The 13,344-nt window shown below is 60.5% G+C and carries 14 protein-coding genes; 6 read left to right on the top strand and 8 right to left on the bottom strand.

The annotated features are described in order from the left end of the window. Positions 1-3: 3 nt before the first annotated feature. On the top strand, positions 4-954 hold the full coding sequence (locus AC1DUY_RS00280; RefSeq protein WP_478111548.1) for a fatty acid desaturase: 951 nt from the start codon (positions 4-6) through the stop codon (positions 952-954). Here the strand turns inward: AC1DUY_RS00280 and AC1DUY_RS00275 are convergent, their stop codons facing one another. Together AC1DUY_RS00275 and AC1DUY_RS00270 are read right to left on the bottom strand one after the other, a co-directional pair. Then, positions 955-1,536: a TetR/AcrR family transcriptional regulator gene (locus AC1DUY_RS00275; RefSeq protein ID WP_478111546.1), complete on the bottom strand. Its 582-nt coding sequence runs from the start codon at positions 1,534-1,536 to the stop codon at positions 955-957. It abuts the gene before it with no gap. Between the two features lie 57 nt (positions 1,537-1,593). Beyond that, positions 1,594-3,561, bottom strand: a complete 1,968-nt coding sequence (locus AC1DUY_RS00270) for an adenylate/guanylate cyclase domain-containing protein (protein WP_478111544.1) — start codon at positions 3,559-3,561, stop codon at positions 1,594-1,596. Between the two features lie 285 nt (positions 3,562-3,846). Here AC1DUY_RS00270 and AC1DUY_RS00265 point away from each other — a divergent pair, with 285 nt between their 5' ends. After that, entirely contained in the window at positions 3,847-4,230 is a 384-nt protein-coding gene (locus AC1DUY_RS00265; protein WP_478111542.1) for a hypothetical protein, read from the top strand. Between the two features lie 119 nt (positions 4,231-4,349). Here the strand turns inward: AC1DUY_RS00265 and AC1DUY_RS00260 are convergent, their stop codons facing one another. Further along, entirely contained in the window at positions 4,350-4,553 is a 204-nt protein-coding gene (locus AC1DUY_RS00260; protein WP_089263958.1) for a cold-shock protein, read from the bottom strand. A 463-nt stretch (positions 4,554-5,016) separates the two neighbouring features. Here AC1DUY_RS00260 and AC1DUY_RS00255 point away from each other — a divergent pair, with 463 nt between their 5' ends. After that, on the top strand, positions 5,017-6,177 hold the full coding sequence (locus tag AC1DUY_RS00255; RefSeq protein ID WP_478111540.1) for an autotransporter outer membrane beta-barrel domain-containing protein: 1,161 nt from the start codon (positions 5,017-5,019) through the stop codon (positions 6,175-6,177). Positions 6,178-6,252: 75 nt separating this feature from the next. On the opposite strand, the gene AC1DUY_RS00250 is transcribed toward AC1DUY_RS00255, so the two are convergent. Further along, positions 6,253-7,086, bottom strand: a complete 834-nt coding sequence (locus AC1DUY_RS00250) for a TerC family protein (protein ID WP_093758307.1) — start codon at positions 7,084-7,086, stop codon at positions 6,253-6,255. Between the two features lie 83 nt (positions 7,087-7,169). Then, on the bottom strand, positions 7,170-7,592 hold the full coding sequence (gene ndk / locus AC1DUY_RS00245; RefSeq protein ID WP_068731078.1) for a nucleoside-diphosphate kinase: 423 nt from the start codon (positions 7,590-7,592) through the stop codon (positions 7,170-7,172). Between the two features lie 279 nt (positions 7,593-7,871). On the opposite strand from ndk, the gene AC1DUY_RS00240 reads away from it, so the two are divergent. The 3 genes from AC1DUY_RS00240 to AC1DUY_RS00230 all read left to right on the top strand — a co-directional run bounded on the left by AC1DUY_RS00240 (position 7,872) and on the right by AC1DUY_RS00230 (position 10,439). After that, complete coding sequence (locus AC1DUY_RS00240; RefSeq protein ID WP_068731077.1) at positions 7,872-8,135, top strand: sulfur globule protein precursor; 264 nt, start codon at positions 7,872-7,874, stop codon at positions 8,133-8,135. A 180-nt stretch (positions 8,136-8,315) separates the two neighbouring features. Continuing rightward, a complete protein-coding gene (locus AC1DUY_RS00235; RefSeq protein ID WP_089263955.1) occupies positions 8,316-8,498 on the top strand; it encodes a hypothetical protein in 183 nt (60 codons plus the stop codon). Positions 8,499-8,576: 78 nt separating this feature from the next. Further along, positions 8,577-10,439 carry an ABC-F family ATP-binding cassette domain-containing protein gene (locus AC1DUY_RS00230; protein WP_093758305.1) on the top strand — a complete coding sequence of 621 codons (1,863 nt, stop codon included), beginning with the start codon at positions 8,577-8,579 and terminating at the stop codon, positions 10,437-10,439. A 40-nt stretch (positions 10,440-10,479) separates the two neighbouring features. Here the strand turns inward: AC1DUY_RS00230 and AC1DUY_RS00225 are convergent, their stop codons facing one another. The 3 genes from AC1DUY_RS00225 to AC1DUY_RS00215 form a co-directional block, all read right to left on the bottom strand. Beyond that, the gene (locus AC1DUY_RS00225) at positions 10,480-11,073 is read right to left on the bottom strand and encodes a hypothetical protein (RefSeq protein WP_246297406.1); all 594 of its coding nucleotides are present in this window, start codon (positions 11,071-11,073) and stop codon (positions 10,480-10,482) included. 84 nt (positions 11,074-11,157) lie between these two features. Then, complete coding sequence (locus tag AC1DUY_RS00220) at positions 11,158-11,610, bottom strand: DNA polymerase III subunit chi (RefSeq protein ID WP_093758304.1); 453 nt, start codon at positions 11,608-11,610, stop codon at positions 11,158-11,160. Positions 11,611-11,619: 9 nt separating this feature from the next. Beyond that, the gene (locus AC1DUY_RS00215; protein ID WP_441229844.1) at positions 11,620-13,122 is read right to left on the bottom strand and encodes a leucyl aminopeptidase; all 1,503 of its coding nucleotides are present in this window, start codon (positions 13,120-13,122) and stop codon (positions 11,620-11,622) included. Positions 13,123-13,344: the final 222 nt, after the last annotated feature.

Here is a 13,344-nt window from a genome sequence, read left to right as displayed (position 1 = left end):
CCGATGACGATGGATGCAGTTGGCCATGGCAAGATCGAAACCCGCGCCCTAACGCCTGCACAGCTGAAGGACCTGTCGGTTCGCGCCAATCTTCCGGGGCTCATTCGCTCGATCAGCCATTATGCCTTGATCGCTTTGGTTGGAACACTGATCTGGCAGGTCGCCACCCGCTACGGCGCGATGTGGGCGATTCCGCTGATCATCATCCAGGGCTATCTCATCGCCTTCCTGTTCATGGCGGTGCACGAGGCCGCGCACAAGACTGTGTTCACCAGCCGGCGGCTGAACGAGGCCCTCGGCCATGTCTCGTCGCTGATGATCGTTCTACCCTATGAACACTATGCGCTATTTCACTGGGACCATCACCGCTTCACGCAGGATCCCGACCGCGATCCTGAACTCGTCACCGCAACGATCCCCTCGTCCGACACCAGACTCGCCATCGCCTATACCGGCATCGTGCAACTGACCAATCGGATCCGTCTGCTGGTCCGCCGTGCTCTGACCGGACAAGCCGTGGCGCCGTGGATCCCGGAATCCAAGCAGGGCATGGTGGTGCGCGAAACCCGCATCTATGCCCTCATCTATCTCGCGCTGCTGATCGCTTCTATCGCGCTCTCCAGCATGATGCTGCTGTGGTGCTGGCTCGTCCCGCTCTATGTCGGCCAGCTCTTCCTGCGGCCCTATCTCTATGCCGAACACACCGGCTGCGAGCGTACCCGCAGCGCCTATGAGAACACCCGCACGACCTATACCGATAGGCTGACGAAGTGGTTCACCTGGAACATGCCATTCCATGTCGAGCATCACGCCTATCCGTCGGTGCCCTTCCACGCATTGCCGAAGCTCAACGCCATCATCGACGAACGTATCACGCATCGCGGTTGGGGTTACCGGGCCGTCACGCGCGAAACCTGGCGCTGGTTTCGCCGCGCGCGGCAAGGCGGCATCTGACTATTGCACCGACAACACGGATCTGACGAGCTTGCGGGCATAGTCGGCCGTCAGCGGCCGAAATCCAAAGACATACTCATAAAACAGCGTGCCATAGATCCGATCATAGAGATCGCCGGCTGGCTCCGAAGCAACGATGCTGCCGTCCTTCTGGCCGTCCTTGATAATCGCCAGCGATATGTCCCGGCGGATACCGAGATAGCGTTCGGAGAAGATTTTCGCTGAACCGGTCCGCGAGATGCATTCGGCAATGACAGCGAGCTGTACCTTGCCAAAATCGCTGTTCAGCGCCACGGCATAGGCGGCGGCATGTTTCGTGATGCGCGTGAACGGATCGCCGCTCTCGGAAAGCGGTAGCATGGTCGACGCCTGCCGCAGAAATGCGTCGATCAGTACCGCTTCGCGCGACGGCCACCATTTATATATCGTCATCTTGGAGACGCCGGAATCGCGCGCAATCGCATCGATGGTCGTCGCAGCAAGCCCCTCAGCCGCCATCATGCGATAGGCGCTGTCCAGGATCGCATCCTCGGTCTCGACCGATCGAGGACGACCTCGCCGCACCGGGGTCACGTCGGTCATCGTCGCAATATTTCTCTGTTGGCTGCCATGCGTTCACTATAGCGCGGCCCCCTTAGATCAAACAGGGAAATTGGCGTGGCGATCAGACGCGGCGACGGAATGTTGGTCTCGCGCGCCGAGCAACTCATAGATCTGCACTTCCGCGGCAAAGCCTTTCGGCTTGATCCGGGCGACGCTGCGGAAAAGGAACAGGGAGTCCACCCGCTCCTTGACGGCTTCGCTGACCAGGACGCTGGTTCCGTAGTCCTTGTTCAGCGTCTCGAGCCGTGACGCGAGATTTACGGTCGCGCCGAGCGCCGTGTAGTTCATGCGGTCGGGTGACCCGATATTGCCGATCATGACATCGCCCACATGCAGGCCAAACCGGGTCTTGTAGACGGGCCAGCCCTCACGCTCGAATTCCTCATTGAGCTTCCGATTGGCTTCGACGCAATCGAGCACAGCGGCGCAAGCCTGCGCGACATGGTCGGTGTGCTCGATGGGTGCGTTCCACAGCCCCATAACCGCATCGCCGATATATTTATCGACCGTGCCCTGATGCGTAGCAATGACGTCCGAAATCGCAGCGAAATAGCGCGACGTGTAGAGCATCACCCGGGTCGGATCTTCGTTCTCCGTCATTCCCGTAAAATTCTCGACATCCGTGAATAGGATGGTCGCTTCGCGGCGCTCGCCGCCCAATTGCATGGCTGTGCCGGTTTCGACCAGTTGCTGAACCAGACGCTTGGGGACGAAATTCGAGAATGTCTGCACCAGTGTGCGCATGGTGAAGACCGATCGACCGAGATCGTCGATTTCGCGGATCGGCGAACGCAGTTGCGGCATCGACGAGAACCGGAAGTTCTGGATGCGATCGACCTCGCGCGCCAAAATTCGCAGGGAGAGCGACAGCTTGTTGCCGATCCAGAACGCAATCGGTACGGCCGCGAGCACGAAACAAAATGCGAGAATGAAGAGCGTGCGCTTTTCTTGCTCGATCTCGGCATAGAACTCATCGAGCGGAGCGAAGAAGCCAACGCGAAGATTGGCCGATCCAGCCATCTCTACGGGCCTGAATGCCGCCGCATAGGCACGCCCGGTTCCGTCATCGAAGAACTGTTGTTCAACGCCGGTCTGGCGCCACGCCTTGATAGCCGCAGTAGCGCCGATCGTATCGACATCGCTCAGTCGCGGCAGCTCCGACAGTTTGTTCGGCACACTCGTGGCTTCAAGCCAGCGGGACATCTCGGGATGCGCCAGCACCCGGTCGGCATCATCAAACAGGTAGGCCACGCCCGAATGCCCGAGCTGCTGCTTGCGCAGCATGGCCTCGGCTTCACTGAGCAGGATATCGCCGGCCACAACACCCCGCTGCCCCTCCACAATGGGCATTCGCAGCGTGTAGCCGATGTCACCGGTCTGATAGAAAATATAGGGCTCGGTCAGCAGACTGGCATTGGGCTCGAAGGCGCCACGATACCAGGGCCGAACGCGAGGATCGAAATCGACAGGCCCGGGCAGACTTGCCAAAGGCTGCAGCGCATCGTCGAGATAGGAGGTCGTGGTCTGAAGCGGTCCAAAATCGCCTGCTTTCACGATCGTGAACAGGCGAAATCTGGCCCCGTCCGGCGCCCCGAAGCGCGCTTTCACCCCAGCTCCCGTTCGGTCGATCAGGTCCATTTCCAGGAACGAGCCGTCCTCATATCCCATGTACAGGCTGAAGAGCTGCTTGTTGTTGCGCAGCATCGACGCCAGCAGGATGTTCAGCCGCGGGTTATTCTTGAGCTCCGCGGACTGGACCGATGTGATACCGCGCAGGATATCCAGATTGTCATGGACGCTTTTGAGCTGCGCATCGATGCGATCGGTCGCAGCCTGCGCGACCACGCTGAGATACGACGAAGCCGCCGTCCGGATGATCGTGTTGACCCGGCTGAAGCTGAGATAGACCAGCGCAAGACCGACCGTCAGGACGACGCCGACGAACAGCGCAATGATCGACGTCCTGAAGCCAATCCGGAAACGCGATCTCGCCGGCACCGTCATCGCAGGATGCTCCACACGCCAGCCAATCTGGCACCGCATATCGACAGGCCAGACCTGGCTGCGCCGGACGGGAAGTCTCGCGGTATCATGATTCCGTCACGCAAGCGCAATTGCCGATTATCTTTACGGTAAAGAAACCCGATCTGTGCTTACGACATCGGACAATGAACTCACCTCGCGCAGCACGCTGGCCAGCGCCACGAGCTGCGACGATTGCAATGCCTCCATGGCAACTGCATAATTGAAACAATTGACTATTCTGGCTGTCACTTAAGGAAATGAAGAATGACGGGCGCCGATCTGGGTGTGATCATCCGGCAGACTGCTAAGCAGCAAAACAAGACACTGATGGCAGCCGTCAAGGCACAACGCGATCGCTATGCGGGCCTGGCCGCCAAGGCCAAAGACAAGACCGCCAAGGGCCGTTTCAAGCAACTAGCGAAGGACGCGACGGAGCAAGGCATGGCCGCCGCCAAGCGCCTTCAGATGTCCGCCGATAATGCCGCCGATAGCTATGCGCGATCGATGCGTAAGGCCGTTGAAGCACTTCAGATCGCAGAAGCAGCGCAAGCGATGAAGGCTCAGAACGCCGAAAAGGACAAGGCCGCCAAGAAGGCTGTACCCGCCAAGAAAACGGCCAAAAAGGCGAAGAAGCCAAAGAAGCGATAATGCGGGCATAACCTCGCCCGCTCGGCACGATCCGCACCGGAGCTACAAAAGGCCCGGCTTGCGCCGGAGTTACATAAGTCGGCCGGCCCACATGTCAGGGCCGGCAGGGCAAAACTCGGTTATGAGACCTTGAGGTTCTCGGCAGACGCCTTGCCGCGATTTTCCACCAGGTCGTATTCAATGGTCTGATTTTCATTGAGGGTGCTAAGGCCCGCGCGCTCCACGGCGGAGATGTGCACGAAGACATCCTTGTCGCCGACAGTCGGCTTGATGAAGCCATAACCCTTGGTGGGGTTGAACCATTTGACGGTGCCCTTCTGCATCGTCTGTCTCCCAATCTAGATACAAAAAAGACGCGGCCACGCATCATGCGTACCACGCCACAAGCGGGCTTCCCGGTGTCTGCTGAATGTCCTGCTCGCAAAACGCACAGTCGAACGGCCTCAATCCGATTGCGCAAGAATTCCAACATGAAAATTTTGGCTACGCAAGTCTTTGGCTTTTTACGGCAGAGGTTTTGATATCACCGACGGCGTTCAAGCGTACCTATCGAAAGCCGCTGACCGGCCCCATGAGCAGACGCGCCGGATTGAAACATCGTCAGCCCGCTCTGCGTGAATGGCCATAACGTGATGAAAAGCGGCACGAATCCGCTGTGGCAATCGCACAACAATACGCGTCAATCGCCACCGGAGGCGCTCAATGCGCAGCGGCAATGCTCAAGGGATCGCGTATGCTCTGCCGCAGCCGAACGGCACTGCAGCGACAATTTCGAAACGAGTAACAATGCGCGATCCATCGCGATACGCCCGAACGGACAGGCGCCCGGCTACCAGCCGGCAACGTCGGACCATTGTACTCGGCGTTGCCGTCGCGCTTGTCGTTGTGCCTTCGCTCGCATCTGCCCAGGTCGCACCACCGCCTACCACGCCGCCCCCAACCACACCGCCACCGACGACGCCACCGCCACCGGTGCCGTCATCGACCGACTTCAATGCCGGGCAATCCGCAGGTATTGCCATTGGCGATCTCGGTAGCCAGTTCCTGCGGCGCCTCGGCGATCAGGCGAGCTACGGCTTCAACCGCGCGTCGCGCGCCAATCCCGGCGGCGGGGGTGCGTCGGAGACCACCGAGACGCCGCGCTTCCGAAGCTGGGCCGAATTCTACGGCGTTGGCGCGCATACCAGCACCATCGGGGATTTCGTCGGCGACAAGCGCCGGACCATCGGCGGCGTCGCCGGGATCGGCGCGCGGCTGATGCCGGGTGTCAATGTCGGGCTGTCGGTGGACCAGAGTCACACCACGATCGATGTTCCGCTCGCCCTGCAGTCTGCAACGCTCGACCTCACGCAGATCGGAGTCAACGCTTCGGTCGACCAAGGCGCCTGGACCTGGGCAATCGCATTGGTGCACGGCTTCGGCGACATCAACTCGCGCCGCGACACGGGTCTGGGGCTCGCGAGCGCCGGCTACAATGCGCGGATCGACGGCGCGCTCACTGAGCTGAGCTATTACTGGAGTTACGAACAGGCACGGATCGTGCCCAAGGCTGCCTTCGAATACACCCGCGCGACAACCGGCGCGATGCAGGAGCTTGGCGGCCTCAATCCTGTCAACGCGAGCGGCGCCTCAGCCGAGCGTGCGCGTATCCTGATTGGCGCAGAAGTCGGCCGTTACTGGATATTCGATCAGAAGATTCTGGATCTGTCGGGCTATGCCAAATTCGTCGACAACGTGCATCAGCGCTTTAGCAACGTCACGGTTAGCCTGGGTTCCGAGAGCATCACCGTTCAGGGGATTGGCGAAAGCCAGTACGGCGCGGATGCTGGCGCATCGGCGTCGCTGAGCCTCAGCAACACCGCACGTCTCTATCTCAATTATGACGGCAAGTTCCGCGCCTATTCGCAGTCCCACCAGGGAACGCTGGGCGTCGAATTCAAGTTCTAGAAACCGTCAGATTCCAGAAACAAAAAAAGCGGGCGAAAGGCAAATGCCCCTCGCCCGCTTTGCGTTTTTATTGAGTTAGGCCGCCTGCTCGGCGTGCCCTGCCATGCTGCGACGACGCCACAACGTTCCGACAGCGAGCACCACAGCGACACCAATCAGACCGCAGACGATCTCGCCACCATGTCCCCCATTGGTGAAACGAACGCCAAGGCCCAGCGATGACATCAGGCTGTCGAGGCCAGTGCCGACCGAACCGCTGAAGAAGCTGTGCATCAGCGGCAGAACCGCAGGATCCGTCGCGATCACTTCGCCGGCGACCCAGCCCAGCAGGGCCGCACCGAGCCAGACCAGAACGGGCAGACGGGTCAGCAGCGCCATGATCAGCGCCGCGCCGGCGACGATCAGCGGGACGCTGATGGCAAGGCCGAGGATCAGCAACGGCACGCTGCCATTGGCAGCGGCAGCAACTGCAATGACGTTGTCGAGGCTCATCACGATATCGGCGACGACGACGATCTGCACGGCGGCCCACAGATGCGAGGCAGCCTTGACGCCGTCCTCTTCTTCCTGCTCGGGAACCAGCAGTTTGGCCGCGATCACGATCAGCGCGAGACCGCCCACCAGCTTGAGGTAGGGCAGTTCCATCAATGTGGCGACGATGCCGGTGAAAATGATACGCAGGATGACGGCCGCAGCGGCACCAAGGATCATGCCCCACATGCGCTGCTTCGGCTCGAGGCCGCGGCAGGCCAGCGCGATCACGAGGGCGTTGTCGCCGGACAGCAGAACGTTGATCCAGATGATCTTGCCGACGGCTACCCAGAATGCGGGCTGCTGCATTTCGACCTGAAACTGAACGAAAACCGACTTGATCGTCGCCGGATCGAGAATATGCAGCAACCAGTCCACAGCGCGCCCCTTTGTTTGTTCGTTTTGATTGGAAAGGTCGGCGCGCCCCCGCGCGCCGACCGGTCGTCAATTCGGCTGGAAGTTTAGCCGACGATCTCGTTGCCCGAGAAGAACTGTGCGATCTCGATCGCCGCAGTTTCCGGAGCGTCCGAACCATGAACCGAGTTCTCGCCGATCGACTTGGCGTGAAGCTTGCGGATGGTGCCATCAGCAGCCTTCGACGGATCGGTTGCGCCCATCACATCGCGATGCTTGAGGACGGCGTTCTCACCTTCCAGCACCTGCACGACAACCGGACCCGAGGTCATGAAGTCCACCAGTTCGCCGAAGAAGGGGCGTTCCTTGTGAACGGCGTAGAAAGTGCCGGCCTGTTCGCGGGTCATGCGGATGCGCTTCTGCGCGACGATCCGCAGGCCGGCCTTTTCGATCAGCGCGTTGATCGCACCGGTCAGATTGCGCTCGGTCGCGTCGGGCTTCAGAATCGAAAAGGTACGCTCGATAGCCATGATTTATCCTTGAATAACAGTCGCTGGAAGATGGCGGCTTATATCGACGCTATCCGGGAACGGCAAGCGATCCGTCCAAATGTCGCAGGCCCCATTTTGGCAGATCCGGCGCTCGAAATTACCTAGATGTCATCCACATGAACCATTCCTGACAGGATTGGCGCGATCCGGTTCAGCTTCCTCCTCCTACACTGCCTGCAATGACCCCGGCCAACGGCATTTGCCCCCGGTGCCATGTTCACGGCAGGCGCAACACGCGCCGTACCAGAGGAGATGAGAATGTTCCGCAAGATCGCACTGACTTTGGTTGCAGCGGCCTCATTGGGCGCCGCGGCGCTGGCTCCGACCTCGGCTTCTGCCTGGGGCGGCCACGGCGGATGGCACGGCGGTGGCTGGCATGGCGGCGGCTGGCATCGCGGCTGGGGCGGACCACGCTTCGTCGGCGGGCCGGTTTACGGCTATGGCGGCGGCGGATGTCTCGTCCGCCGGGTCGTTCCGACCCCGTGGGGACCGCGTTGGCGACTGGTCAATCGCTGCTACTGACGCTCCACGAGCAGAGAAATACCGCCCGGCCGTTCCCTCGGCCGGGCTTTTTCTTGGCAGATCCATCGACGATTCATCGAATTTTGACTCAAACAGCCTCAAATCCATAAATCTTGAAACAATTTCGGCCCGCACGACTTGCCTTAGTGTCATTCAACTGCCACGAGCGCCGGGAAGACAATGCAGAACCAGTTCATCAATGATGGCGAAGAACACATTGACCGCACCACCAGCGCGGCGATCTGCAATGCCATCGGCGAACGGCTGCGCCGGGATGTCGGCCCGGACAACGCCCTGCCCTCCCATCTGCAGATGCTGATCGACCAGATGCGGCAGCAGGATGAGAACACCGGTAGCCGCTGACGGCATAATTGACCTTCCGCGCACCAGCAGCGAGCAAATCGGGGTTGCCTTTGTGCGTCGCAGCGGTGACAACCCCGCATGCTTTCCATCACAGACATTTCGATCCGGATCGCCGGACGCCTGCTCATTGACGAGAGCACGGTACAGATTGCGCCGGGAGCCCGCGTGGGTTTCGTGGGCCGCAACGGCGTCGGTAAATCGACACTTTTTCACGCCATTCGCGGCGATCTGGCCACCGAAACCGGAAGTATTTCGATTCCGCCCCGCTGGCGTATCGGCAGCCTCGCCCAGGAGGCGCCGGACGGCCCCGAAAGCCTGATCTCCGTCGTCTTGAAAGCCGATCTTGAGCGCGACGCACTGCTGAAGGAAGCCGAGACCGCCTCCGATCCGGAGCGCATTTCCGATATCCAGACCCGCCTTGTGGATATCGATGCGCATTCCGCGCCCGCTCGCGCCGCAGCGATCCTGAGCGGCCTTGGCTTTTCGGCGGAAGCCCAGTTGCGCTCCTGTTCTGAATTCTCCGGTGGCTGGCGCATGCGCGTGGCACTTGCAGCGACGCTGTTCTCGGCGCCGGATCTGTTGTTGCTGGACGAACCGACCAACTATCTCGATCTCGAAGGCACGCTGTGGCTCGAGGACCATCTCGCTAATTATCCGCGCACGGTCATCGTCATCAGCCATGACCGCGACCTGCTCGATACGTCGGTGAATGAGATCCTGCATCTCGACCGTGGCAAGCTCGTGCATTATCGCGGGACCTATTCGAACTACGAAGAGTTCCGCGCCAACAAGGAGGCGCTCGACGCCAAGAACGTCAAGCGTCAGGAAGCCGAGCGCAAGCGGCTGCAGGACTTCGTCGATCGCTTCAAGGCCAAGGCCTCCAAGGCACGTCAGGCACAATCGCGCGTAAAGATGCTTGAGCGCATGAAGCCAATCTCGGCGCTGGTAACGCAAGACGTGCGCGAGATCGTTTTTCCTGCCCCCGAGAAAATCCTGTCACCGCCGATTCTCGCGGTCGACAATGTGTCGGTCGGCTATGAGCCCGGCAAGCCGGTACTCAATCAGGTGACACTCCGCATCGATACCGAGGATCGCATTGCCCTGCTCGGCTCCAACGGCAACGGTAAGTCGACGCTGGTCAAGCTGCTGGCAAACAAGCTGAAGCCATTTTCAGGATCGATCACGCGCGCCGACAAACTGTCGATTGCTTACTTCGCCCAGCATCAGCTCGACGAGCTGGTGATGGACAACTCCGTCTATGATCACGTGCGCAAGCTGATGCCCGACATGCCGGAATCGAAAATCCGCGCGCGTGCCGGCAATATCGGCTTTTCCGGCAAGGCCGCGGATACGATCGTAAAAAGCCTGTCCGGCGGCGAAAAGGCGCGGCTACTGCTGGGGCTCGCGACTTTCTACGGTCCGAACATGATCATTCTGGACGAACCGACCAACCATCTCGATATCGACAGCCGCGCAGCGCTGGCCGAGGCGATCAACGAATTCCCCGGCGCCGTGATCATGGTCTCCCATGATCGCTATCTGATCGAGGCCTGCGCAGACCAGCTCTGGGTCGTGGCTGACCGCACCGTCACCAATTTCGACGGCGATCTCGACGACTATCGCAAAGTCGTCATGCAAGCCCGCGGCATGCGCACGCCGACACGCGACCGCGCAAACACGGACCGCGAAAAACTGGCGAAGCCTAAAGAAAAGAAGGTCCCGCTCAAGCAGCAGGTCGCCGAAGCAGAATCCGAGATGGAGCGGATCACCGCCATCATCGCCAAGATCGATACTGCGCTCGCATTGCCTGACCTGTTCAAGAAAGATCCGAAGCAGGCCACGCAACTCACCAAAGCGCGCGCCGCTGCGGCGGACGCATTGCAACGCGCTGAAGAGCAATGGCTTAGCGCGAGTTCTCTGCATGAAGAAGCGAACGGCTGATCACGCAGCCGTCGCTTACTTCTAAATATTCACGAAAAGATCAGGTCGCGGCGCGCTTCTTCGCCTTCGGACGCGCGGTCTTCGGCTGCTCAACTTCCGGACCGCGTTCGACCACGGTCAAACGACCGGCGGTAAACGTATAGATGCCAGCGCGCGGACCGCGCAGATAGGTCAGCACGGCAACGCGATCGCCGCGCGGGCTGGTCGATAGACTGACATTGTCGGGTGCGCCTGCACCACGCGCCACGTCGCATTCGGTATGGCCGAGCGCCACGACGCCAGTTTGAACCGGCGCACCTGCGGTACCATCGGCAAGCGCGTTGGCATCACGCGGCGCCATGCCCGGGCACGCACCGTCAGCGCTGATGAGATCCTGCGGACTGACGGCCTGCTCAGGCGATAGCGGCGGCGTCTCGATCGAAACATTCTTGATGAATACGCGACCCGGTTTGGAGAACCAGTCGGCATCCTTGGACAGCAGATCCGTAGAGAATGCGTCACCGCCCACGCCGGCGCAGCCAGCAAGCAATGGCGCAGCAAGCAGCAGCACGAGCAGACCGTTTCGATGAAGCTTTTCTTGTCGCACGATTACGCAACCCCAAGACAGGCGATAAGCGCCTGTAACATCATTCATTTGCGGCACCACCATGACACAGCGGTAGATACCGGTGAGGAAATCTACAATTATCATTAATTGCAGCAGATCGCCAATCGCCAGCTAATTCTTGCGCTGCCATCGGCCACGTTCATCGGTCTGCCAGTAAGTGGCGGTAAAGCCCCTCGCCTTACAATCAGTCCAGGCTGCGCGCGCTGCAGCGAGCGCATCGGCATCATCGCCGTTGAATACCAGCACCATGCGCTCATAGCCGTCGGCATCCGCCGGCACTGCTGCGCTGTCCACAAGGAACCGGACCTGGGCACGATTGGGATTACCCTCTTCGATCGCGAGAATGATCGGCTGATCCGCAGCGTCTGCCACACGCCAGGTCGCGTGCGGCAGAAATGAATCATCACGATAGGTCCACAAATGCGCATCGAGCGCATCGGCGCGTTCTTCTGATGTGGATTGCACGACGACACGCCAGCCGCGCTCAAGCGACTTCTCGAGCAGCGGCGGCAGCACGCTCTCCAGCGTCATGTTCTGCAGGTGATAGAACAGGACCTCGGTCATCGTGTCAGACTACTTCTTCGCCTCGTAATAGTCGGCCACAAGCCGATCCAGCAGCCGCACGCCGTAACCCGAGCCCCAGCTCTGATTGATCTCGGTCTTCGGCGCGCCCATGGCGGTACCGGCGATATCGAGATGCGCCCACGGCGTATCGTCGACGAAACGCTGCAGGAACTGCGCCGCAGTGATCGAGCCGCCATTGCGCGTGCCGGTGTTCTTCATGTCGGCGAATTGCGAGTCGATCTGCTTGTCGTATTCCGGACCGAGCGGCATCCGCCAGACACGTTCGCCGGTGGTCTGTCCCACGGTGGACAGACGCTCTGCGAGTTCATCGTTGTTGGAGAACATGCCCGCATATTCGGTACCGAGCGCGACCATGATCGCACCGGTAAGCGTCGCCAGATCGACCATGAATTTTGGCTTGAACTTCTTCGCCACATACCAGAGCACATCGGCCAGTACGAGGCGACCTTCAGCGTCGGTGTTGATGATTTCGATGGTCTGACCGGACATCGACGTCACGATGTCGCCCGGACGCTGCGCGTTGCCATCCGGCATGTTTTCGACGATGCCGATGGCGCCGACCACATTGACCTTGGCCTTGCGGCCCGCGAGTGCATGCATCAGGCCAACGACGCAGGCTGCGCCGCCCATATCGCCCTTCATGTCTTCCATGCTGCCGGCCGGCTTGATGGAGATGCCACCGGTATCAAAGGTGACGCCCTTGCCGACGAAGGCGACGGGCTGCTCGCCCTTCTTGCCACCGTTCCAGCGCATCACCACCATGCGGCCGGGACGCACAGATCCCTGGGACACACCGAGCAGCGCGCCCATGCCAAGCTTGGTCATCGCCTTGACGTCGAGCACTTCGACCGTGACGCCGAGCTTCTTTAACTCACCTGCGCGGCGCGCGAATTCGGCGGGAAACAGCACATTCGGCGGCTCATTCACGAGTTCGCGGGCCAGCACGACGCCGTTGACGATATGATTGCCCGGCACAAAGGCCCTCTTGGCTGCAGCGACGTCACCGACGGACAACGAAACCGCGACGCTGCCGGGCGTCTCGTCGGCATCCTTCTTCTTGGTTTTGTAACGATCGAATTTGTAGGCGCGCAGCAATACGCCGGAGGCGACCGATGCCGCCTGCTCCGGCGTCATTGCACCCGAAGCCAGCTCCGCGATGACGGTCACCGCCTCATTGTTGCCGCCGACCTTGCCGGCGAGCACGCCGCCAAATTTCAGCAGATCGGTCTCCTTCAGATCGGCCGGCTTGCCGGTGCCGATCACGATGAGACGGGACGCCTTGATGCCGTCTGGGGCCAGGATGTCGAGCGTCGACGCGCTCTTGCCCTTGAACTTGCTGGTTGTAGCCGCGCGCTTCACAGTTGCTGCGGCGTCCCCGAGAGCCTTGGTCGCAGCAGGACCGAATTTCAGCGCTTCGTCGCAGAACACCACAAGAGCACCGCGCGCAGCAGTGGCAAACGGGACGAAGCCGACCTTGACGGCGTCGGACATGGCAAATTCCTCCAGAAGATCAGGGCTGTCGCAGGGGTCGGCGCGGAATCCGGTCAGTGCGGCGGGGTTCAAGTGTTTTGTTGTCGTCGCGGCGTGAACCGTCAAGACAGGTTCTGACCGAAACCGCCAAGGATCGATAGTTTCTTGTGTTTCCCCCGAGGGAAACCAAACCGCCCGTAACCCACGATTCGGGCATTGCCTGTGTCCGAATGTGTCGACTCT

Source organism: Tardiphaga sp. P4_G1, from assembly GCF_056401215.1.
This window is presented reverse-complemented; position numbering and strand designations above follow the sequence as displayed.

Bases quoted from the DNA above. Each gene is read 5' to 3' on its own strand.
- AC1DUY_RS00270 (WP_478111544.1), bottom strand. From the start codon at position 3,561: ATGACGGTGCCGGCGAGATCGCGTTTCCGGATTGGCTTCAGGACGTCG.
- AC1DUY_RS00235 (WP_089263955.1), top strand. From the start codon at position 8,316: ATGCAGAACCAGTTCATCAATGATGGCGAAGAACACATTGACCGCACC.
- AC1DUY_RS00225 (WP_246297406.1), bottom strand. From the start codon at position 11,073: ATGAATGATGTTACAGGCGCTTATCGCCTGTCTTGGGGTTGCGTAATC.
- ndk (WP_068731078.1), bottom strand. From the start codon at position 7,592: ATGGCTATCGAGCGTACCTTTTCGATTCTGAAGCCCGACGCGACCGAG.
- AC1DUY_RS00240 (WP_068731077.1), top strand. From the start codon at position 7,872: ATGTTCCGCAAGATCGCACTGACTTTGGTTGCAGCGGCCTCATTGGGC.
- AC1DUY_RS00230 (WP_093758305.1), top strand. From the start codon at position 8,577: ATGCTTTCCATCACAGACATTTCGATCCGGATCGCCGGACGCCTGCTC.
- AC1DUY_RS00220 (WP_093758304.1), bottom strand. From the start codon at position 11,610: ATGACCGAGGTCCTGTTCTATCACCTGCAGAACATGACGCTGGAGAGC.
- AC1DUY_RS00275 (WP_478111546.1), bottom strand. From the start codon at position 1,536: ATGACCGACGTGACCCCGGTGCGGCGAGGTCGTCCTCGATCGGTCGAG.
- AC1DUY_RS00265 (WP_478111542.1), top strand. From the start codon at position 3,847: ATGACGGGCGCCGATCTGGGTGTGATCATCCGGCAGACTGCTAAGCAG.
- AC1DUY_RS00255 (WP_478111540.1), top strand. From the start codon at position 5,017: ATGCGCGATCCATCGCGATACGCCCGAACGGACAGGCGCCCGGCTACC.
- AC1DUY_RS00215 (WP_441229844.1), bottom strand. From the start codon at position 13,122: ATGTCCGACGCCGTCAAGGTCGGCTTCGTCCCGTTTGCCACTGCTGCG.
- AC1DUY_RS00260 (WP_089263958.1), bottom strand. From the start codon at position 4,553: ATGCAGAAGGGCACCGTCAAATGGTTCAACCCCACCAAGGGTTATGGC.
- AC1DUY_RS00280 (WP_478111548.1), top strand. From the start codon at position 4: ATGACGATGGATGCAGTTGGCCATGGCAAGATCGAAACCCGCGCCCTA.